This is a genomic window from Microbispora triticiradicis, assembly GCF_005864065.1.
Classification (GTDB): Bacteria; Actinomycetota; Actinomycetes; order Streptosporangiales; family Streptosporangiaceae; genus Microbispora; species Microbispora triticiradicis.
This window is the reverse complement of the sequence record NZ_VANP01000009.1, coordinates 136,117-155,439: the sequence shown is the minus strand read 5'-3', so window position 1 is coordinate 155,439 and position 19,323 is coordinate 136,117. Positions and strand designations below refer to the sequence as shown.

19 protein-coding genes are annotated in these 19,323 nt (G+C 70.8%); 13 read left to right on the top strand and 6 right to left on the bottom strand.

Features of this window, described 5'->3' with window-relative positions; genetic code table 11:
* The first annotated feature begins 46 nt into the window (after positions 1-46).
* The 8 genes from FED44_RS23340 to FED44_RS23305 all read left to right on the top strand — a co-directional run bounded on the left by FED44_RS23340 (position 47) and on the right by FED44_RS23305 (position 10,704).
* Complete coding sequence (locus FED44_RS23340; RefSeq protein ID WP_244302172.1) at positions 47-1,447, top strand: family 2B encapsulin nanocompartment shell protein; 1,401 nt, start codon at positions 47-49, stop codon at positions 1,445-1,447.
* Entirely contained in the window at positions 1,447-3,669 is a 2,223-nt protein-coding gene (locus tag FED44_RS23335) for a terpene synthase family protein (RefSeq protein WP_165900686.1), read from the top strand. Before FED44_RS23340 ends, FED44_RS23335 begins: the two co-directional genes overlap by 1 nt.
* Complete coding sequence (locus FED44_RS23330; protein WP_138462048.1) at positions 3,666-5,018, top strand: family 2B encapsulin nanocompartment shell protein; 1,353 nt, start codon at positions 3,666-3,668, stop codon at positions 5,016-5,018. Before FED44_RS23335 ends, FED44_RS23330 begins: the two co-directional genes overlap by 4 nt.
* A gap of 148 nt (positions 5,019-5,166) precedes the next feature.
* Positions 5,167-6,066 (top strand): IclR family transcriptional regulator, encoded by a 900-nt coding sequence (locus FED44_RS23325; RefSeq protein ID WP_244302205.1) that lies wholly within the window; start codon positions 5,167-5,169, stop codon positions 6,064-6,066.
* A gap of 136 nt (positions 6,067-6,202) precedes the next feature.
* Complete coding sequence (locus FED44_RS23320; RefSeq protein WP_138462046.1) at positions 6,203-6,739, top strand: hypothetical protein; 537 nt, start codon at positions 6,203-6,205, stop codon at positions 6,737-6,739.
* Positions 6,740-6,906: 167 nt separating this feature from the next.
* Positions 6,907-7,761, top strand: coding sequence for a sulfotransferase family protein (locus FED44_RS23315; RefSeq protein ID WP_138462045.1), 855 nt, complete (start codon positions 6,907-6,909; stop codon positions 7,759-7,761).
* 353 nt (positions 7,762-8,114) lie between these two features.
* Entirely contained in the window at positions 8,115-9,578 is a 1,464-nt protein-coding gene (locus FED44_RS23310) for a glycoside hydrolase family 10 protein (RefSeq protein ID WP_138462044.1), read from the top strand.
* Between the two features lie 166 nt (positions 9,579-9,744).
* Positions 9,745-10,704 carry a DNA-3-methyladenine glycosylase family protein gene (locus tag FED44_RS23305; protein ID WP_138462043.1) on the top strand — a complete coding sequence of 320 codons (960 nt, stop codon included), beginning with the start codon at positions 9,745-9,747 and terminating at the stop codon, positions 10,702-10,704.
* Here FED44_RS23305 and FED44_RS23300 read toward each other — a convergent pair.
* The 4 genes from FED44_RS23300 to FED44_RS23285 are packed head-to-tail and all read right to left on the bottom strand — an operon-like array spanning position 10,664 to position 14,241.
* On the bottom strand, positions 10,664-11,257 hold the full coding sequence (locus FED44_RS23300; protein ID WP_138462143.1) for a response regulator transcription factor: 594 nt from the start codon (positions 11,255-11,257) through the stop codon (positions 10,664-10,666). The two genes, FED44_RS23305 and FED44_RS23300, sit on opposite strands and share 41 nt — an antisense overlap.
* Before the next feature lie 8 nt (positions 11,258-11,265).
* Entirely contained in the window at positions 11,266-12,465 is a 1,200-nt protein-coding gene (locus FED44_RS23295) for a sensor histidine kinase (RefSeq protein WP_138462042.1), read from the bottom strand.
* A 16-nt stretch (positions 12,466-12,481) separates the two neighbouring features.
* Positions 12,482-13,279 (bottom strand): ABC transporter permease, encoded by a 798-nt coding sequence (locus FED44_RS23290; RefSeq protein ID WP_138462041.1) that lies wholly within the window; start codon positions 13,277-13,279, stop codon positions 12,482-12,484.
* Positions 13,276-14,241 (bottom strand): ABC transporter ATP-binding protein, encoded by a 966-nt coding sequence (locus FED44_RS23285; RefSeq protein ID WP_138462040.1) that lies wholly within the window; start codon positions 14,239-14,241, stop codon positions 13,276-13,278. The genes FED44_RS23290 and FED44_RS23285 overlap by 4 nt, the downstream gene beginning before the upstream one ends.
* A 181-nt stretch (positions 14,242-14,422) precedes the next feature.
* On the opposite strand from FED44_RS23285, the gene FED44_RS23280 reads away from it, so the two are divergent.
* From FED44_RS23280 to FED44_RS23265, 4 genes are all read left to right on the top strand, one after another.
* Positions 14,423-15,253 carry a sugar nucleotide-binding protein gene (locus FED44_RS23280; RefSeq protein WP_316246848.1) on the top strand — a complete coding sequence of 277 codons (831 nt, stop codon included), beginning with the start codon at positions 14,423-14,425 and terminating at the stop codon, positions 15,251-15,253.
* Positions 15,254-15,552: 299 nt separating this feature from the next.
* Positions 15,553-15,936 (top strand): hypothetical protein, encoded by a 384-nt coding sequence (locus FED44_RS23275; protein WP_138462039.1) that lies wholly within the window; start codon positions 15,553-15,555, stop codon positions 15,934-15,936.
* A gap of 182 nt (positions 15,937-16,118) precedes the next feature.
* A complete protein-coding gene (locus tag FED44_RS23270; RefSeq protein ID WP_138462038.1) occupies positions 16,119-16,559 on the top strand; it encodes a cupin domain-containing protein in 441 nt (146 codons plus the stop codon).
* Positions 16,556-16,882, top strand: a complete 327-nt coding sequence (locus tag FED44_RS23265; protein ID WP_111700884.1) for a cupin domain-containing protein — start codon at positions 16,556-16,558, stop codon at positions 16,880-16,882. The genes FED44_RS23270 and FED44_RS23265 overlap by 4 nt, the downstream gene beginning before the upstream one ends.
* 69 nt (positions 16,883-16,951) lie before the next feature.
* Here the strand turns inward: FED44_RS23265 and FED44_RS23260 are convergent, their stop codons facing one another.
* A complete protein-coding gene (locus FED44_RS23260) occupies positions 16,952-17,794 on the bottom strand; it encodes an oxidoreductase (protein ID WP_138462037.1) in 843 nt (280 codons plus the stop codon).
* A 192-nt stretch (positions 17,795-17,986) separates the two neighbouring features.
* On the opposite strand from FED44_RS23260, the gene FED44_RS23255 reads away from it, so the two are divergent.
* On the top strand, positions 17,987-18,538 hold the full coding sequence (locus tag FED44_RS23255; RefSeq protein WP_111700882.1) for a TetR/AcrR family transcriptional regulator: 552 nt from the start codon (positions 17,987-17,989) through the stop codon (positions 18,536-18,538).
* 80 nt (positions 18,539-18,618) lie between these two features.
* Here the strand turns inward: FED44_RS23255 and FED44_RS23250 are convergent, their stop codons facing one another.
* Positions 18,619-19,287, bottom strand: coding sequence for a TetR/AcrR family transcriptional regulator (locus tag FED44_RS23250; RefSeq protein ID WP_138462036.1), 669 nt, complete (start codon positions 19,285-19,287; stop codon positions 18,619-18,621).
* Positions 19,288-19,323: the final 36 nt, after the last annotated feature.

Sequence of the window (19,323 nt, the reverse complement as noted above, 5' to 3'; positions counted from 1 at the left end):
TAGCGGACAACCGGCCGCCGGCCGATCAGAAGATGGGTGATGTGCTGTGACCGAAACGACCCCGCAGACCAGCGCGCCGAACGACAGCAGGCTCAGCCTGAGCACCAGGGCCGCACGCAACCTGGCCACGACGACCAAGACCCCGCCGCAGATGCAGGAGATCACCTCCCGGCACCTGCTGCGCGTGCTGCCCTGGATCGAGGCCGTCGGCGGCGTCTACCGGGTCAACCGCCGGCTGACCTACCAGGTGGCCGACGGGCGCGTGACGTTCGTCTCGACCGGAGCGGAGGTGCGGGTCATCTCCGCCGAGCTGTGCGAGCTGCCGGCGCTGCGGGGTTTCGGCGACGCCGACGTGCTGGCGTCGCTGGCCGATCTGTTCACGCAGCGGGAGTACGAGGCGGGGCAGGTCATCGCGGCGGCGGGGGCTCCGATGGAGGAGGTCGTGCTGCTGGCCCACGGCAAGGTGGACAAGATCGGTGAGGGGGCGTACGGCAACGAGACGCTGCTCGGGGTGCTGGCCGACGGGGAGTACGTCGGCGAGCAGATGCTGGTGCACCCCGAGGCGCGGTGGGAGTGGACGGTGCGGACGGTGACGCCGTGCACCGTGCTCGCCCTGACCAGGGACGCCTTCGAGCGTCTGCTGGCGTTGTCGGAGAGCCTGCGCGAGCACGTGTCGGCGTACCGGGAGGACCCGGACGGCCCGGTGAACCGGTACGGGGAGGCGGAGATCGCGCTGGCGGCGGGGCATGTGGGTGAGGCGACGCTGCCGGGGACGTTCGTGGATTACGAGCTGGGGCCGCGGGAGTATGAGCTGAGTGTGGCGCAGACGATTCTGCGGGTGCATTCGCGGGTGGCGGATCTGTACAACGAGCCGATGAACCAGACCGAGCAGCAGTTGCGGCTGACGGTCGAGGCGTTGCGGGAGCGGCAGGAGCACGAGCTGGTCAACAACCGCGACTTCGGGTTGTTGCACAACGCCGATCTCAAGCAGCGCATCCACACCCGGTCGGGCCCGCCCACCCCCGACGACCTCGACGAACTGCTGACCACCGTCTGGAAGAACCCGACCGTCATGTTCGCCCACCCCAAGGCGATCGCGGCCTTCGCCCGGCAGTGCAACAGCCGGGGCATCTATCCGCAGACCGTCGAGTTCAACGGCCAGAAGGCGCCCGCCTGGCGCGGGGTCCCGCTGCTGCCGTGCAACAAGATCCCCGTCAGCGACCAGGGCGTCAGCTCGATCATGGTCATGCGCCTGGGGGAGAAGGACCAGGGCGTCGTCGGCCTGCGCCGCACCGGCCTGGTGGACGAGTACGAGCCGGGTCTGTCGGTGCGCTTCATGGGCATCGACGACAAGGCGATCATCTCCTACCTCGTGACGACCTACTACTCGGCGGCCGTGCTGGTCCCCGACGCCCTCGGCATCCTGGAGAGCGTCGAGGTCCTGTGATGTCGTCCTACCGGCTGCCGGACTTCTATCTCCCGTATCCGCCGAGGCTCAACCCGCACGTGGAGACCGCCCGTACGCACACCCGCGGCTGGGCGGAGCGGATGGGGATGCTGGACGATCCGGACATCTGGACCGTGGAGTCGCTCGACGCGATGGACTACGGCCTGATGTGCGCCTACACCCATCCCGACTGTTCCGCCCCGGAGCTGGACCTGGTCACGGACTGGTACGTCTGGGTCTTCTACTTCGACGACCACTTCCTGGAGACCTTCAAACGCAGCAGGGATCTCGACGGCGCCCAGGAGTACCTGGACCGGCTCGACGCGTTCATGGCGGACGACCCGCCCGAGCCGGTCAACCCCGTGGAGCGGGGACTGGCCGACCTGTGGTTCCGCACCGTGCCCGCCATGTCGGCGGCGTGGCGGCGGCGGTTCGTCCGGGTCACCCGGGATCTGCTCCAGGAGTCGATGTGGGAGTTGTTCCACATCGAACGGGACGCCGTCTCCAACCCCATCGAGTACATCGAGGAACGCCGGAAGGTCGGCGGCGCCCCATGGTCGGCGGCGCTGGTCGAGCACGCGGCGGGCGCGGAGCTTCCGGCCCGGCTGGCCGGCAGCCGGCCGATCCGGGTGCTGACGGAGTCGTTCGCCGACTCCGTGCACCTGCGCAACGACCTGTTCTCCTACGAGCGGGAGGTGCGGGAGGAAGGCGAGCTGTCCAACTGCGTGCTGGTCTGCGAGCGTTTCTTCGGCTGTGACACCGCCCGGGCCGTGGAGATCACCAACGACCTGCTCACGTCGCGGCTGCACCAGTTCGAGCACACCGCGCTGACCGAACTGCCGGCGCTGTTCGCCGACGAGGCGGTCTCGCCGCCCGAGCAGGGGCTCGTCCTCCGGTACGCCAAAGGGCTGCAGGACTGGCAGGCGGGAGGCCACGCCTGGCACTCGGCCTCCAGCCGCTACACGAAGAACGGCGGGCAGGCGGGGGCCTTCGGGATGAACGTCTCGCGCGCCCACCTCACGGGCGCGGGCGGCCTGCGCAACCACACCCACAGGCCCTTCGCGGAGGCCGGCGTACGGCTGCCCGAGCCGTACATGCCGTTCGAGGTGCGCGACAACCCGCACCTGGACGCGGCGCGCGCGGCCGACCTGGAGTGGTGCGCGGCGATGGGGTTCTTCGACGGGGTTCCCGGCATCCCGGCGACCGCCGTGTGGGACGAACGGCGGCTCGCCGGATTCGACCTGGCTCTCTGCGCGTCCGGCATCACCCCGGACGCCACCGCCGACGAGCTGGTCCTGGCCACCAACTGGCTGGCCTGGGGGACGTACGGCGACGACTACTATCCACGCGTCTTCGGCGCGGCGCGTGACCTGGTCGGCGCGAAGCTCCTGAACCGGCGGCTCAAGGAGCTCATGCCGCTGGATCTCGTCCCGCGGCTGAGCCCGTCGACAGGGCTGGAACGAGGGCTCGCCGACCTGTGGCCGCGCACCGCCGGGCCGCTGCCGGCCGACTCTCGCGAGATCTTCCGCACGTCGGTGGAGGAGATGATCGACAGCTGGGTGTGGGAGCTGGCCAACCAGGCCCAGAACCGGGTGCCCGACCCCGTCGACTACCTGGAGATGCGGCGCGCGACCTTCGGCTCGCGGATGACGATGAGCCTCGCCAGGCTCACCCCGGGCCGGGTCGTCCCGGAGGAGATCCACCTGACCCGCGAGTTCCTCGGCATGACCGACGCCGCGCAGGACTACGCGTGCCTGCTCAACGACCTGTTCTCCTACCGCAAGGAGATCCAGTACGAGGGCGAACTGCACAACGCGGTCCTGGTGATGTCCACCTTCCTCGACTGCCCGCCGCAGGAGGGCGTGACGGTGGTGGACGGGCTGATGACGAGCCGGATGAGGCAGTTCGAGCACATCACCACCATCGACCTGCCGGCCTTGCTCGACCGGATCGACGCGGGCGAGGCCGTACGTGAGTCGGTCGCGGCGTACGTGACCGATCTGCGGAACTGGATGGCCGCCATCCTGCGCTGGCATCAACGATGCCGGCGTTATCTCGACGAGGAACTGCGCGCGACTCCGGTGGCCCGGTGGACCCAGGGCCCGACCGGCCTCGGCACCGCCACCGCCAGGATCGGCTCCCTCGCGCCCGCGTACGGCGCGCCCGCCGGGGACGGCGTCGCCCACCCGCCCGTGCTCCACCTCACGGCGGGTGCCTCATGAGCGCGCCGATCGGGCCCGACGGCGCGTCGCGGCTGGCCCTGAGCACCAGGGCCGCGCGCACCCTCGCGACCACCACCAAGACCCCGCCGCAGATGCGGGAGACCACCCCTCGCCACCTGCTGCGGGTGCTCCCGTGGATCGACGTCCAGGGCGGGGTCTACCGGGTCAACCGGCGGCTGACCTACACCCCGGGAGACGGGCGGGTGACGTTCGTCTCGACCGGGGCCGAGGTCAGGGTGATCCCGGCCGAGCTGTGCGAACTGCCGTCGCTGCACGGGTACGCCGACGCGGAGGCGCTGGCCGCGCTGGCGGACCGGTTCGTGCAGCACGAACTGGACCAGGACGAACCGGTGCCCGCCGGGCAGGTGGTCCTGGTCGCCCACGGCAAGATCGCTTGCGTCGGCGTCGGCGAGTACGGCGGCGAGACGCTGCTCCGGGTCGTGGCCGACGGGGATCACCTCGGTGATCTCACCGGCCCGGCGGCGCCCCCCGCCAGGGCGCTCACCCGCTGCGTCGTGCTCGTGCTCGAACGGCCGGTGGCCGACGAGCTGACCGAGCGCTCGGACAGCCTGCGGGAGCAGCTGAACCGCCCCGCGGCCGGCCGTCCGGCCAACCGGTACGGGGAGGCGGAGATCGCGCTGGCGGCGGGGCATGTGGGTGAGGCGACGCTGCCGGGGACGTTCGTGGATTACGAGCTGGGGCCGCGTGAGTATGAGCTGAGTGTGGCGCAGACGATTCTGCGGGTGCATTCGCGGGTGGCGGATCTGTACAACGAGCCGATGAACCAGACCGAGCAGCAGTTGCGGCTGACGGTCGAGGCGTTGCGGGAGCGGCAGGAGCACGAGCTCATCAACAACCGCGACTTCGGGTTGTTGCACAACGCCGATCTCAAGCAGCGCATCCACACCCGGTCGGGCCCGCCCACCCCCGACGACCTCGACGAACTGCTGGCCCGCCGGCGCAGCTCGCACTACTTCCTGGCCCATCCCCTCGCCATCGCCGCCTTCGGCCGCCAGTGCACCGCCCGGAGCCTGTATCCGGACGTCACCGAGTCCGGCGGTGCGAAGGTCATGGCGTGGCGAGGGGTCCCGATACTGCCCTGCGACAAGATCCCCGTCACCGACCGCGGGCTCACTTCGATCCTGGTGATGCGCACCGGAACCGAGAAACAGGGAGTCGTCGGGCTGCGCCGCACCGGCCTGGCGGACGAGTACGAGCCGGGTCTGTCGGTGCGTTTCACCGGCATCGACGACAAGGCGGTCATCTCCTACCTAGTGACCACCTATCACTCCGCGGCCGTGCTGGTGCCCGACGCCCTCGGCGTCCTGGAAAGCGTGGAGGTCGGCTGAACGCGGCCGCCCTGGCCGTACGCCGGCCGCCCTCGCCGGAAACCGTCGCACGTGCGCGGCGCTCCGGTTAGGGTGGCCGCTGGCCGATCACAAGGTGCTCTTCGGAATGCTCTTCGTAATGCGATGACGGAGGTCTGCGATCGTGCTGATGGAACGGTCCGGCAGGGTGGAGACGGCGTCGGCCCTGGGCAGCCTGGAGCGCGGGATCGCGATCCTCTTCTGCCTGGCGGTCGGCATGAGGCCGATGAACCTCACCCAGGTGCACCGTTCGACCGGGTTCTCGAAGACGACCACGCACCGCCTGCTCGGGGTCCTACAGGGACGCGGCCTGGTCACCCGCAGAGGCGGCGACTACACGGTCGACGGGCGCTTCGCCGAACTGCTGTCGCCACGCGGCTGGCCCGTGCAGGGCCGCCGGGTGCCGGACTGCCGCCGGGCGGTCCTGCCGTACCTGCTCCAGCTGTACGAGGCCACCCGCCAGACGGTCAACCTCGCCGTGCCCGACCGCGGCGAGGTCGCGTACGTCGAACGGCTGTATGGGCACAACCGGGTCAGGTCGCCCTCGGACGGCGTCGACCGCGCGCCGCTCCACTGCACGGCCGCGGGCAAGGCGCTGCTCGCCCATGACGCCGGACTGCGGAAGGCCTTCTACGCCGGTCCCGCCCCCCGGCGGATGACGGGCCGTACGGTGACCGGCCCGGCCGCGCTGGAACGCGAGCTCGCGGGCGTCCGCGGCGAGGGCGTGAGCTACGCGCGGGAGGAGTACGCCGAAGGGGTCTGCTGCGCCGCCGCGCCCGTCTTCGCGCCGGACGGCCGGGTGTGCATGGTCGTCTCCGTCGCGGCCCCGGCGGGCGCCGCGGCGCTGCCGCGCCTGGGCCCGGCCGTCCGCAGAACCGCCCACCAGATCACCGGAGCCCTGAGCACCGTCCTGGCGCCGGGACCGGAGCGCACCGGACCCGTGTTCGGCAGGGTACCGGCGGACGCCGGGAACGGCAGCAGGGTGCCGGCGTCCACCGGCAGCCCCGGCAGGGCGCCCGTACGGCCCTAGACGGCGAACCGCGCGGGATCCGGCCGGTTGGGCTGGCCGATGCGGGGGGAGAGTCTTCGATGGCGGCGTGACCTGCGAAGACAGTCGTGAGGTGCGCCCGCCGGCGTATTCGGGGGCGCGACGGGGAGCGGGTGTCATGCGGGTTGCATCGGGGGCGTTCGTCCTCACCGGGCGGATCGGTCTCGTCGCCGTGCCGGTGGCCGTGCTGCTGACGGCGTGCGGAGCCCCGGAGCCGCCGACGCGGTCACGGCCCGCGGCCACACCCGCCGCCGTGTCCACCACGGACCCGGTCCCCCTGACCACGCCCGCCCCGCCGCCCGCCTCGCCGGCGGTACGGGCCGCCGCCGATCCGGAGGCGTGCCGGAACGCCGACTGCGAGGTGGAGGTCCGGCAGGGAGACCGGCTGCGGCTCGACGCCGCCACCGGCCTCGACGCGCTCACGGTGGCCGCCCTCGACCAGGGCGTGGTGCACCTGAGTTTCGAGGGCTCCTCCGGCGGCTACCGCGTCGAGGGCATGAACGTCGGAGTCAGCCAGGACTGCGTCAACGGCCGCTGCCGGACCAGGGGAGCGTTGACGCTGACCATGGACCGGCCCGCCCGCATCGGCGACATCCACCTCCGGCTGACGAGCGTGCGGCCCGACGAGGCGGTCCTGGCGATCTCCCCCTCATAGCGCGCCGTCCACCCCGGCTGTCGCGGAACGGCACGCGCCCTGGGACCGCCCGTGCTCGGGGACTGCCCGGGCCTGCGGCGTCCCGCCCGTGCCCAGGAGGGCGCGGCTTTGGAAACACCCAGCCTCCGTTAACCGCGAGGCCACCCCGCCTCCTTACGGTCGTGGCCATGCCGTGGAAGGGCAAGGTCAACGCCGCCGTCGAAGGGATGATCGGTTACGTCATCACCCGGGCCCGCCCACGTCCCGCAGCGGTCCAGCCGCCGAGGGACGAGCCCAGACCACCCGCCGACCCGGAGAGCGACCGCCTCCTCCGCGCGCCGGTGTTCGTGCTCTCCCCGGTCAGGTCCGGCTCCACGCTCTTCCGGGTGCTGCTGAACAGCCATTCCAGGATCCACGCGCCACACGAACTGCACGTCCGGCGGATCGCCGTGACCCTCACCACCGAGCCCGTACGGCAGGCCATGGAGGCGGCCGGGCACCGTACGAGCGACATCGAGCACATCCTGTGGGACCGTCTGCTGCACCGGGAGCTGGTCAGGAGCGGCAAGGAGATCGTCGTCGACAAGACGCCGAGCAACGTGTTCGCCCACCGCCGCATCACGACGTGCTGGCCGGACGCCCGGTTCGTCTACCTGCTGCGCCACCCCGCATCGATCGTCCGGTCCTGGCACGAAGCCGATCCGCAGGCGCGGCCCGTCGAGGAGGCCGTACGGCACACGCTGCAGTACATGCGTCACCTGGAGGAGTCCAGGCGCAGGCACGAGGGGCTCGTCGTCCGGTACGAGAGGCTCGTCGACGACACGGAAGGCGAGTTGCGCCGGGTCTGCGCCTGGCTCGGTGTCGAGTACGAGCCCGAGATGATCCGCTACGGCGACAAGGACCACGGCGAGTTCGTCAAAGGCATCGGGGACTGGCGCGACAAGATCCGCAGCGGGCGGGTGCAGCGCGGCCGCCCGCTGCCCGCTCCCGAAGAGGTGGCCGAGCCGCTGCGGGAGATCGCGGCGGCCTGGGGCTATCTCTGACCTGTGCCTGGGGACATGGCGCGGCTCGTCCCGCATGCCTCCGGAGCGTGAGCGCACCCGATCTGACCGGTGGCGTCAGCGAGGGTGAACGTTTCAGCAAGAGGCGGCCCGCCTGAGGTACGGCTGGGGACGCCGGATGAGGTGGTGAAACGGGTCATTCGTGGCTAGTCCTTCCGGGGAGCGGCCCGGCCGCGTCCTTGACGCGCCGCTCTCCGTCGTATTGGCTCCGCTGCTGCGCCACCATCAGCCCGGGAGCGGAGAGACCCACGAATGTTAGCGCTAACAATCACACGCTCTGTGCTGGCGAGTGCGCACGTTCGCAGTTCGGGATCAGATCTCTCTGGAGGGCTGACATGAAACCGCCCACTACCGGGACGGAACGGCATCGGACTCGCGCGCGGGGGCCGGCCACGGCCCTGGCGGTCATCGCCGCCGGCGCCGTCGCGCTCGGGCTCGCGATCCCCGCTCACGCGGCCTCGACGTTGAAGGCCGCGGCGGAGGCCAGGGGGAGGTACTTCGGCACCGCGCTGACACGGGGAGACCTCGGGATCAGTGCCGAGGTCAACCTCGCCGCGGCCCAGTTCGACATGGTGACCCCCGGCAACGAGATGAAGTGGGACGCCACCGAGCCGTCCAAGGGCTCGTTCAACTTCGGGTCGGGTGACCAGATCGTCTCCTTCGCCCAGTCGCACGGCATGCGGGTGCGCGGGCACAACCTGGTGTGGCACGCCCAGCTGCCCGCCTGGGTCGGCGGTGTGCCGCTCAACCAGGTCCAGGGCGTGATGGAGAACCACATCACCACCGAGGCCACCCACTACAAGGGGAAGGTCTACGCCTGGGACGTCATCAACGAGCCGTACAACGAGGACGGCACCCTGCGCCAGGACGTGTTCTACAGGGCGATGGGCTCCGGCTACATCGCCGCCGCGCTGCGGGCCGCGCACGCCGCCGACCCGAACGCCAAGCTGTACATCAACGACTACAACATCGAGGGCATCAACGCGAAGAGCAACGGGCTCTACTCGCTCGCGCAGTCGCTGCTGTCCCAGGGCGTCCCGTTGCACGGCATCGGGTTGGAGAGCCACTTCATCGTCGGCCAGGTGCCGTCGTCCCTGCAGGCGAACATGGAGCGCTTCGCCGCCCTGGGCCTGGACGTCGCGATCACCGAGCTCGACGACCGCATCCAGATGCCGGCGGACAGTTCCGAGCTGCAGCAGCAGGGCACCGACTACGGCAGGGTCGTGAACGCCTGCCTGGCCGTTCCGCGCTGCGTGGGTGTGTCGCAGTGGGGCGTGGACGACGGCCACACCTGGATTCCCGGGACGTTCCCCGGCTACGGCGCTCCCATGATGTGGGACTCCAGCTACCAGCCCAAGCCCGCCTACCAGGCGGCCCTGAGCGCGCTCAACAGCGGCACCTCCTCGCCGTCACAGTCGCCGTCACAGTCACCCACGTCGTCGCCGTCGGTGTCGCCGTCCCGGTCGCCCAGCGCCTCGCCGAGCCCGTCTTCGTCTCCCATCGGGGGTGCGTGCTCGGCGACGATCAAGACGATCAACAGCTGGGGCGGCGGGTTCCAGTCCGAGGTGACGGTGCGGGCGGGCAGCGCGCCGGTGAACGGCTGGACCGTGAAGTGGAGCTGGCCGGGCGGCCAGACCATCAGCAGCCTGTGGAACGGCCGGCAGAGCACGTCCGGTTCCTCGGTGACCGTGAGCAACGAGTCCTACAACGGCTCGATCGCGGCGGGCGCGTCCACGACGTTCGGCTTCACCGCCAACGGCAGTGCGGCCACCCCCACCGCCACCTGCACCAGCCCCTGACCCTGTCACGGGGCGAGACGTGTGCCGGGCCGGCACCCCCGGCCCGGCACCCCCGGCCCGGCACCCCAGGCCCGGCACCCCAGGCCCGGCACCCCAGGCCCGGTACGGCGGGAACGACGGCGTACGGCGTGCCGGGTTGTCGGTCCGCGTCCGTACGATGTCCCGCATGACCGGGCATGAATTCACGCTCACCGCCACGGGCCCGTTCGACTTCGACGCGACGCTCCGGTTCGTCGAGGACTGGCCGGCCACCAGCGGGCTGCCCTCCGACGGCAGGACGCTGCGCTTCGCCTACTGCGCCGAGGCCGACTGGCTGCCGATCGGCGTGACGGTGACCGCCGCGCCGGGCGGGGTCGCGGTACGGACGACCAGGCCCGCGGGGCCGGCGATCCGGGGTGAGGTGGCCCGCATCCTGTCCCTGGACGTCGACGGCTCGGGCTTCGCCGAGATCGGCGAGTCCGACCCGGTGCTCGGGGAGTTGCAGCGCCGCAGCCCCGGCCTGCGGCCGCTGTGCTTCTGGAGCCCGTGGGAGGCCGCCTGCTGGGCGGTGATCGTCCAGCGTTCGTCGATGCTCATCGCCTCCCGGCTCAAACAGCGCATCGCGGAGCGGTACGGCGCCACGGTCGAGCTGGACGGCCGGGCGTACACCGCCTTCCCGCCGCCCCTGTCGCTGGTGAACGCCGGCGGACTCGGCCTGCCCGAGCAGAAGGAGGAGTGGCTGCGTGGCCTGGCCCGCGCGGCGCTCGACGGCGTGCTGACCACCGAGCACCTGCGCGCGCTCGACCCGCCGGAGGCGCTGGCCGAGCTTCGCGCCCTGCCCGGCGTGGGGCCGTTCTCCGCGGGCTTGATCCTGATCAGGGGCGCGGGGGCGCCCGACGCGTTCCCGGGCGACGAACCGCGCCTGTTCTCGATCCTCCGCGAGGCGTACGGGCTGCCGCAGGACGCCACGGCGAGCGCGTACCGGAAGGTCGCCGACGCCTGGCGGCCCTACCGCTCGTGGGCCTCGTTCCACTTCCGGTCGTCGGCGTACAGAGTGAGGGAGGACCGGCGGGCGGGCTCTGCCGCCGGCCAGACGGGGGAGGGCGTCAGAGCCAGCCTTTCTCCTGGGCGGCGCGGATCGCGGTGATCCGGTTGGTCGCGCCGAGCTTGGCGACGGCGCTGGACAGGTAGTTGCGCACGGTCCCCTCGGTCAGGTGCAGCGCCGTGGCGATCTGCCGCACCGACGCGCCCTCGGCCGCCAGCGACAGCGCGCCGCGCTCGCGGTCGGTCAGCGGGCTGTCGCCCGCCATCATCGCCGACGCCGCCATCTCCGGGTCGAGGTAACGCCCTCCGGCGTGCACCTTGCGGATGGCCGTGGCCAGTTCGTCGGCCGAGGCGTCCTTCGGGATGAAGCCGCGTACCCCGGCGGCAAGCGCCCGCCGCAGATGTCCCGGCCGCCCGAAGCTGCTCAAGATGATCATCGCTTGGCCCGGCAGTCCCTCGGCGGCGGTGAGGCCGTCCATCCCGGGCATCTCGATGTCCAGCACCACGACGTCGGGCTGGTGCTCCCGTACGGCGGGCGCCACCTCGTCGCCCCGGCTCACCTGGGCGACGACCTCCAGGTCGGGTTCCAGCCCGAGCAGGGTGGCGATCGCGCCGCGGATGAGGTGCTCGTCGTCGGCGAGGAGGATGCGGATCATCGGGTCGGTCATCGGGCCACCGCCTCGGTGAGGACGTGCGCGCGGTCGGTGGTCGGCACGACGGCTCGCAGGACGAACTCGCCCGAACCGGTCGGCCGGGCGGTCAGGCTGCCGCCTGCGGCGGTCAGCCGCTCGCTCAGTCCGATGAGACCGGTGCCGCCGTCGTCGGTGCTCTGGCCGCCGACCCCGTCGTTGACCATCTCCAGCACCGCCGTCGCGCCGGTCAGCCTCAGCGTGACGCGGGACCGGGTCGCGGCGCTGTGCCGCAGCGTGTTGGTGGCGCCCTCCCTGACCACCCACGCGAGCAGCGTGGCCGCCTCGCCCGGCGGTGTCCGCTCCGGCAGTTCGAGGGTGCACCGGATGTTCGCCGCCTCCAGCACGGCACGCACACTGCCCAGCTCGGCGGACAGGTCGATGGCGCGGTAGCCCCGCACGGCCTCCCGGATCTCCCGCAGGGCGTCCTTGGCCAGTCCGCGTACCGCCGTCATCTCCTCCGTCGCCTGGTCGGGGGCCACGCGGGCGAGCTTGACCGCGAGCTCGCTCTTTACCGCGATGGCGGAGAGGCTGTGGCCGACCAGATCGTGCAGGTCCCGGGCGAATCGGAGGCGCTCCTCCGTCACGGCGAGCTCGGCCTGCGCCTTCCTGCCCTCGTGAACCTGGATGACCATGCGGTAGATCCACAGCCAGAGCCGGTTGCTGTAGGGCAGCAGCGCCAGCATCGGCAGATAGAGGAAGAGCTCGGCGCGCTGCTCGCCGAAGCCGGGAAGCAACAGGAAGTCGAGCGCGACGTAGACGCCCGCGGCGCCCGCCGTCAGCGCCACGGCGGCCCGCGCGCTCACGCCGAGCACCGCCACCCCGGTCCACGTCGTGGTCAGCGTGCTCCAGGAGAACGGCAGCATCGCGGAGGCGACCCCGGGAACATCAGCCATGAGGACCGCCCCAAGGACGATCATCACCAGGGCGAGCGCGCCGGAGGCGACGACCTCGCGTACGGCGTACCGGCCGTCGACGGCGGCGCGGACGATGCGGAGGAACAGCCAGCTGAAGATCGGAAGACCCATGGCCACGAGGACGAGACGGCTCCAGCCGACCCCGCCCTCGGTTCTGCTCACCACGATCTGGATCACCGGGCCGAGCCACGCGAACAGCAACTCGAGGGCCAGGGTCCAGAAGGTGATGTGACGCGCCCGCTTGATCCCGGCGTTCATGGCCCAACCTTACCCATCAGCCCCGGCGCGGATCCCAGCGGAAGAAGGCCCGGGCCAGCAGGGCGGCGACCGCGATCCACACGGCGAGGAGGCCCAGGGAGGGCAGGGCGGCGCTCCAGCGCTCCAGGGGGCCGAGCGGCTCGTGACCGGCGCCGATGTAGTCCAGCCCCAGGTAGGCGGTCCGCATGGTCTCCACGATGGGTGTCATCGGCAGGAACTCGATCACGGTGCGCAGTGCCGGCGGCAGCATCTCCGGTGGCAGCATCACCGGCGAGCCGCCGACCAGGAGCAGCACGACCGGCAGCGTCGCGATCTGCGCCATCTCCCCGGTGGAGGACAGGCCGGAGACGGCCATGGCGAGCAGGGAGAAGAAGGCCGCGCCGAGAAGCGCGGCGAGCAGCAGCAGCAGGATGTCGGCCGGGGCACTGGTGCCCATTGCGGCGGACATGAGCACACAGAGGATGACCACCTGGCCGAGATACACGGCGGTCGCGCCGAGGGCGCTGCCGCCGAGGACGGCCGTCCTGGTGGCCGGCCCGCCGAGCAGGCGCTTCAGCACCATCTCCTCACGGCGGGAGGTGTAGAAGCCGGCGAGGTTCATGAACGTCGCGAAGACCAGGATGAAGGCCATCATCCCGGTCATCACGTACTGCGTCCCCGGGATGCCGGCGGTTCCTTCGCCGACGCCGTTGGACGCCAGCGCGCCGGCGATCAGCAGCGGCAGCAGGACGGCGTTCACGAAGGCCGTACGGTTGCGGAAGACAAGGGTGAGGTCGACGCGGGCCAGCCGCACCGCCTGCGCCACGTCGTTCATGCGCTCTCCTTCACCACGGAGTGGAAGACGTCCTCAAGTGAGGCGGTCCGGACGGCGAGCCGTTCGAGCGCGACGCCGCGCTCCGCGGCCCAGGCGAACAGCGGCACCAGCGCCTCGTGGGCCCGCGTGGCCTGGTCGCCACCGGTGATCGTGTACGTGACGACGGGCGTTCCGCCCGCCAGGGCGACGCCGGGGGTGTGGCCGCCGATCAGCGGAAGGGCGTCCAGGGGGATCTCCGGCGGCAGCCGGAAGGAGACGCGGTCGCCGTGCCTGCCGACGACCTCCTCCAGCGTCCCCTCGACCCGGATCTCGCCCTCGTGCATGACGGCGAGCCGGCTCGCGAGGTGCTCGGCCTCCTCCAGGTAGTGCGTGGTGAGCAGGATGGTCGTGCCGTCCGTCACCAGGTCGCGGATCAGGCCCCAGGTGGTCCGGCGCGCCTCGGGGTCCATCCCGGTCGTGGGCTCGTCCAGGAACACCACCTCGGGACGGCCGATGATCGACAACACCAGGTCGAGCCTGCGCTTCTGGCCGCCGGACAACTGCCGTACCCTGACCCGCGCCTTGTCCGCCAGCCCGGCCAGCTCCAGCGACTCGTCCAGAGAACGGGGGTTCGCGTGCAGGTCACGCCACAGCCCGATGGTCTCGGCCACCGTCAGGTCGGAGAGGAAGCCGTTCTCCTGCAGCATGATCCCGACCCGCGGGCTGAGCGCCCGGCGCCTGCGGTACGGATCGATCCCCAGCACCTGAACGGTGCCGGAGGTGGCGGGGCGGTAGCCCTCCAGGACCTCCATCGTCGTGGTCTTCCCGGCGCCGTTGGTGCCGAGCAGGGCGAACAGCTCACCTCTGCGGACGGTCAGCGAAACGCCCCTGACCGCTTCGAACTCGCCGTACCTCTGCCTGAGCTCGGTCGCCGCGATCGCCACGTCCAGGGCGACCGCCGTTTCCCGCACGTCCGTCGTCATGGCTCAAGGGTGGGTTCTGCGCCGCTTCCCGCTGTAGTCGCCGATGCCACCAGATCGACATGGGCCTCGCGGATCACCGCGATGACAAATGCCAAAAGGACGCCCCGGCGCTGCGCACCGCGCCGGCGGAGTGCCCTCCACCTGATCACCCACTACGGTCCCAGCTGTGCGAATCCTCATCGTGGGCGGCAGCGGCTTTCTCGGCGGCGAACTCGTACGGCAGGCCACGACGGCCGGGCATGTCGTGGCTGCCACATACCTGACTCGGCCGGGAACGGTGGCGGGAGTCGAGTGGCTGCCGCTTGACGTCCGTGACCGTACGGCCGTACTCGGTTTGATCGGCACGTTCGGCCCCGACGTCGTCGTCAACGCGGCCTTCCGCCAGCCGGATTGGGGAACGACCGCCGTGGGCGCCGCTCACGTGGCCGTGGCGACTTCCGGGAACGGCGCGCGCATGGTGCACGTGTCCAGCGACGCGGTCTTCTCAGGCAGGGCGATCACCTACTCGGAAGATTGTGTGCCTGATCCGGTCACACCGTACGGAGCGGCGAAGGCCGCCGCGGAGGTGGCCGTGCAGGCGATCGATCCCACGGCAGTGATCGTGCGCACCTCTCTGATAATCGGTCACGGCGGCTCCGCACACGAAGGCAGGGTGCATGCGCTTGCGGCGGGCGACATGAAAGAGGTGTTGTTCACCGACGACGTGCGCTGCCCGGTGCATGTAAGTGATCTGGCGGCGGCTCTTCTGGAACTCGCGAACTCTGGCCGCCCGGGGGTGCATCATGCGGCAGGGGCCGACGCGATGAGTCGATACGAACTCGGGCGCCTGATCGCGCGGCGGGACGGACTCGATCCGGCTCGGCTCCCATCCGGCCGGCGTGCCGACACCGGCGTGCCCGGGCCGCTCGATGTCCGGTTGGACTGCCGTCTCACTCAGCGGCATCTGACGACCAGGCTGCGCGGCGCGCGGGAGTTCCTGAGACAGCCACGCTCGAAAGGGCCGCCGTCGTAGTCGATGAGCCGGGCCAGCGCTGCACGGTCTTCCTGTCACGCCCTGCCGAGTTGTCCTGTCTAAGGAGGTGGACAGCGGCGACGCAGTAGTCGTGGCGCCTTCGACCGCGTGGTGGTCGTCGCTCAGCCGACCGCCGACGGATTGGTCCGGAGAACAAGGAGCGCCTGGCAGGTGAAAGTCGAGATCCCCTGATGCAGGCTCTCCTCCACACAGTGGGGGTGTCGGCCGGCTGCGTACTGGCCCTCGCCCCGGCCCTGCTACCCGCCGCACGTCCCAGCAGGAGGTGGCCGCACATCGTCATGGCGTTCGGCATGGTGGCCGGGCATCTGGGCGGCTGGTTCCTCTCCGCCGGGGTGCTGGCACTGCTCACCGCCGGCTGGCTCTGCGGTTCCCCATCCCGCCGCACGCGGATCGGTCATCACATCCAGGACTTCGCGGGCATGTCCATCCTCCTGGTGCTGACGGCGTTCAGTGCGCCCGCTCTTGCCGGCGCCTCGTACGGACACTCGCATGGAGGCGGTTCGCCGGCCGCGGTGGCCCTGGTTGTCGGTCTGGCCTGGACCTGCGCTCGGCTCGCCCGCGTTCTGCCCGTGAGGAGGGCGGATCGAAAAGCGCTCAGCCAGGACGCCTGCTCGGCCGGTATGGCGGCCAGCATGACCTTCATGGCCGCGTTGGCTCTCTGACGCCGTCGCGTCCGAGCGTGGGCTGCGAAGGATCCGACGGATGTCCACGAACAGCCCACATGCCTGGTGATTTGGTCTCTGGCCGGCGAACTGTTCAGGGCGTTGTCACGCATCGGGGTGCTGTCCGGTCTGAGCTGGTACACGGCCGGATCGAGCCGGCCACCGTCCAGCAAGGAAGCCTGATGAGCACCGATCACGCTCACGCTCACCACCTCGAGAACCCCGACAAGAGCGGGCCGCCGCCGAAACTCGACGTGGTCGCCACCGTGCCGGGGGCGCCGCCCGCGCCGGAGGGGGCCGAGGCGATGACGATCCTGGTCACGTTGCCGCCGAAGAGCCCCGGCGCGCCACCTCACCGGCACTCCGGGCCCGCGTTCGGGTACGTGGTCAAGGGGGCCATCAACTTCGAGCTCGAAGGAGAGCCCGTACGGGTCGTCCGGGCCGGCGAGGCGTTCTGGGAGCCCGGTGGGGACGTCATCCACTACCAGGACGGCAACCATCTTGCAGACGAGGAGTCGGCGTTCGTGGTGACGATGTTCTGCGCGCCCGGGCAGCCGATGCTGACCGTGGTCAGCCCGGAAGAGCTGGAGGCGCGGCGGGACCGTCGCGCGCCGCAGTCATGACCAAGGTTTCGCTGACCGCGCTCGTCCGCAACCTGCTCGAACTCGCCCGTGAGGCGCACAGCGGTCGCAGCGCCACCACCGTGCACGGTGGGCACGATCGTTCGTTGCGGCAGACCGTCATGGCCTTGCGGCAGGGCGAGCACATGCACGAACACGAGCATCCCGGTGAGGTCACGATGCACGTGCTGCACGGGCGAGTGCGGCTTGTCGCCGGGCCCGACTCGTGGGACGGGCTGCCCGGCGACCTGCTGGTCATGCCCGAACGCCGCCACCGCGTGGAGGCCGTGCAGGACTGCGCCTTCCTGTTCACCACCGCACGCTGAAGGTGAAGAAGGCGGGAGCCGCATCTGGTTCTCGCCTTCCCTGATGTCCATCGGGGCTGCTCGTGATGGCTAGCGTTCGTCGGCGGGGTAGTCGGCCGAACGGCTCACGTCGGCCCATTTCTCGGTCTCCGCGGCGCGGATCTCGGCGGCTTTCCGGGCGGAGGCGAGGGCGTCGCTGCCGAGGAGGAGCCGTCGGGGTGGGTCGTCGTCGCGGACGACATCAATCATGATCCTGGCGGCGCGCGCCGGGTCGCCGGGCTGGGTGCCGTCGGTGTCTCGCCGGTAGCGGTGGATGGCGCCCACGGTCTGCTCGTACTCGGGCCCGACGGGGTGGATCTCCATGGAGGAGCCTTGCCAGTCGGTGCGGAACGCACCCGGCTCGATGATGATGACCTTGATGCCGAAGGGCGCGACCTCGCTGGCGAGGACTTCGGAGAAGCCTTCCACGGCGAACTTCGCGGTCTGGTAGGCGCCCATTCCGGGGGTGCCGCCGACGCGTCCTCCGATGGAGGAGAACTGTACGAAGACTCCTGATCGCTGGGTGCGCAGGACGGGCAGGGCGGCCCTTGTGACGTTCACGACGCCGAAGAGGTTGGTCTCGATCTGGGCGCGGAAGTCGTTTTCGTCCATCTCTTCGATCGGCGCGCTGTTGCCGTAACCGGCGTTGTTGACCACCACGTCGAGGCTGCCGAAGGTGTCGGTGGCCTCCTTGACCGCCCGGGAGGCCGCGGCGGCGTCGGTGACGTCGAGTGCGACCGCGCGTATCCGGTCGCCGTGGCGGGCCACCAGGTCGTCGAGTTGCTTGGGGCTGCGCGCGGTGGCGATGACCTGGTCGCCTGCTTCGAGGACGGCCTCGGTGAGGCGACGTCCGAGGCCGCGTGACGCGCCGGTGATGAGCCATGTCCTGGCCATGGGTGTTTCCTCCGCGGTCGATCTAAGTGTCTCATCAATGTAGCACTTATTGGAGCAATGTCCGCGTCGATGGGGCAGGAACCTCTTCATGTGCTTCAGAGAGGCCGCTGACCCCGGGCCGGTGAAGACGACCTGGCGCACGGCTGCGCGGTCCGGCACTCTAAGTGCCTCACAGGTGTAACACTTAGGCGGGTGAGAGTAGACGCGACACGTAACCTGGAACGGGTCCTGAGCACGGGCGCCCGCATGCTCGCCGACGACCCGTCGGCGACCATCGCCGCCATCGCCGCTGCGGCAGGAGTGGACCGCCGTACCGTCTACCGCCGCTTCGCCTCCCGTGAGGACCTCATGGCCGCCGTCTACGGGGCACGCTACGACGCGGTCGAGAAGGCCATCGAGGCCGCCAGGCTACGCGAGGCCCCGGTCGCGGTCGCACTGCATCGCTACGTCGAGGGCATCATCGCCGCCAACCGCAAATGGCCCGTGGAAACGAGCCGCATGCTTCGCGACGTGACGATTCGCGAGCGCCGCCGCCGCCTGATCGACGAGGTCGACGCCTTCCTGCGGCGCGCCGCCGACGAGGGCCTGCTGCGCTCCGACCTGCCGCCCGGCTGGGTGGCCGCGGTCCTGCCGCCGCTGCTGGAGCAGGCCGCCGAGGAGCTGTCCGAGTTGAGCGCCGCGCAGGCCGCCGACGTCGTGGTCGACACGCTGCTGCGAGGCGTCGGCACCCCACAGGCGCGCTGACCCTGCGCGGTGGTGACGTGCAGGCCCGTGACAGGCGGTCGTGACGGCAGCCGGCAGTCCAGGAGCGGCCTGCCGATCCTTCATGGCCCCGATCCTGCTCCTGGTTCCGGCCGCGGTGATGCGGCGGTAGCGGGTGTCACCAGCACCTGAAAGAGCGATTCGATCCACCGGGCAAGCGTCTCCGGCTGCCCCTGGGTCAGTGCCGGCGTGCCCAGAACGCTGCGCATGAGCCACACTCCCGCCTGTAGGGAGAGCATCAGTTCCGCCCGGACGCCGGTGGCGGTACCGGACAGCTCCTCGTCGAGGTGCCGCCCGGCATGCCGCCCGATCGCCTCGCGCATGATCTGCGCGGCTCTGGGATTGGCCGCCGACCTCAGCATGAGCAGGAACGGCCCGAGTTCCTCCGCCTCCGGCGCTGTTCGCGCCACCAGCGCCCGCGCCGTCTTCTCGGCCAGTTCCACGCCGGTGCCCGCGATCACCGCGCGCGGCGCGAAGGCCACGTCGACGGCCTCGGCGAACAGCCGTTCCTTCGATCCGAAGTAGCGGTTGATGAGCATCGCAGTCACGCCTGCGCTCTCCGCGATGTCGCGGACGCCCACTCCGTCGTAGCCGTACCGGGTGAAGGCGGGGACCGCCGCGTCGAGGATGGCCTGCCGGGTGGCGGCGGCGTCGCGCCTGCGTCTGCCCGGGGTGGGGCCCTGCGGCTCTGATCGGCTCAGGGGAGAGGTGGGCCCGGCGGTGTCACTCATATCTACAACTGTATACTTCAATCAAGTCTACGACTG

Excerpts from the sequence above, each read along its gene's own strand:
- FED44_RS23335 (WP_165900686.1), top strand. The coding sequence starts at position 1,447 with ATGTCGTCCTACCGGCTGCCGGACTTCTATCTCCCGTATCCGCCGAGG.
- FED44_RS23330 (WP_138462048.1), top strand. The coding sequence starts at position 3,666 with ATGAGCGCGCCGATCGGGCCCGACGGCGCGTCGCGGCTGGCCCTGAGC.
- FED44_RS23325 (WP_244302205.1), top strand. The coding sequence starts at position 5,167 with ATGGAACGGTCCGGCAGGGTGGAGACGGCGTCGGCCCTGGGCAGCCTG.
- FED44_RS23320 (WP_138462046.1), top strand. The coding sequence starts at position 6,203 with ATGCGGGTTGCATCGGGGGCGTTCGTCCTCACCGGGCGGATCGGTCTC.
- FED44_RS23315 (WP_138462045.1), top strand. The coding sequence starts at position 6,907 with ATGCCGTGGAAGGGCAAGGTCAACGCCGCCGTCGAAGGGATGATCGGT.
- FED44_RS23310 (WP_138462044.1), top strand. The coding sequence starts at position 8,115 with ATGAAACCGCCCACTACCGGGACGGAACGGCATCGGACTCGCGCGCGG.
- FED44_RS23305 (WP_138462043.1), top strand. The coding sequence starts at position 9,745 with ATGACCGGGCATGAATTCACGCTCACCGCCACGGGCCCGTTCGACTTC.
- FED44_RS23300 (WP_138462143.1), bottom strand. The coding sequence starts at position 11,257 with ATGATCCGCATCCTCCTCGCCGACGACGAGCACCTCATCCGCGGCGCG.
- FED44_RS23295 (WP_138462042.1), bottom strand. The coding sequence starts at position 12,465 with ATGAACGCCGGGATCAAGCGGGCGCGTCACATCACCTTCTGGACCCTG.
- FED44_RS23290 (WP_138462041.1), bottom strand. The coding sequence starts at position 13,279 with ATGAACGACGTGGCGCAGGCGGTGCGGCTGGCCCGCGTCGACCTCACC.
- FED44_RS23285 (WP_138462040.1), bottom strand. The coding sequence starts at position 14,241 with ATGACGACGGACGTGCGGGAAACGGCGGTCGCCCTGGACGTGGCGATC.
- FED44_RS23275 (WP_138462039.1), top strand. The coding sequence starts at position 15,553 with ATGGCGTTCGGCATGGTGGCCGGGCATCTGGGCGGCTGGTTCCTCTCC.
- FED44_RS23270 (WP_138462038.1), top strand. The coding sequence starts at position 16,119 with ATGAGCACCGATCACGCTCACGCTCACCACCTCGAGAACCCCGACAAG.
- FED44_RS23265 (WP_111700884.1), top strand. The coding sequence starts at position 16,556 with ATGACCAAGGTTTCGCTGACCGCGCTCGTCCGCAACCTGCTCGAACTC.
- FED44_RS23260 (WP_138462037.1), bottom strand. The coding sequence starts at position 17,794 with ATGGCCAGGACATGGCTCATCACCGGCGCGTCACGCGGCCTCGGACGT.
- FED44_RS23250 (WP_138462036.1), bottom strand. The coding sequence starts at position 19,287 with ATGAGTGACACCGCCGGGCCCACCTCTCCCCTGAGCCGATCAGAGCCG.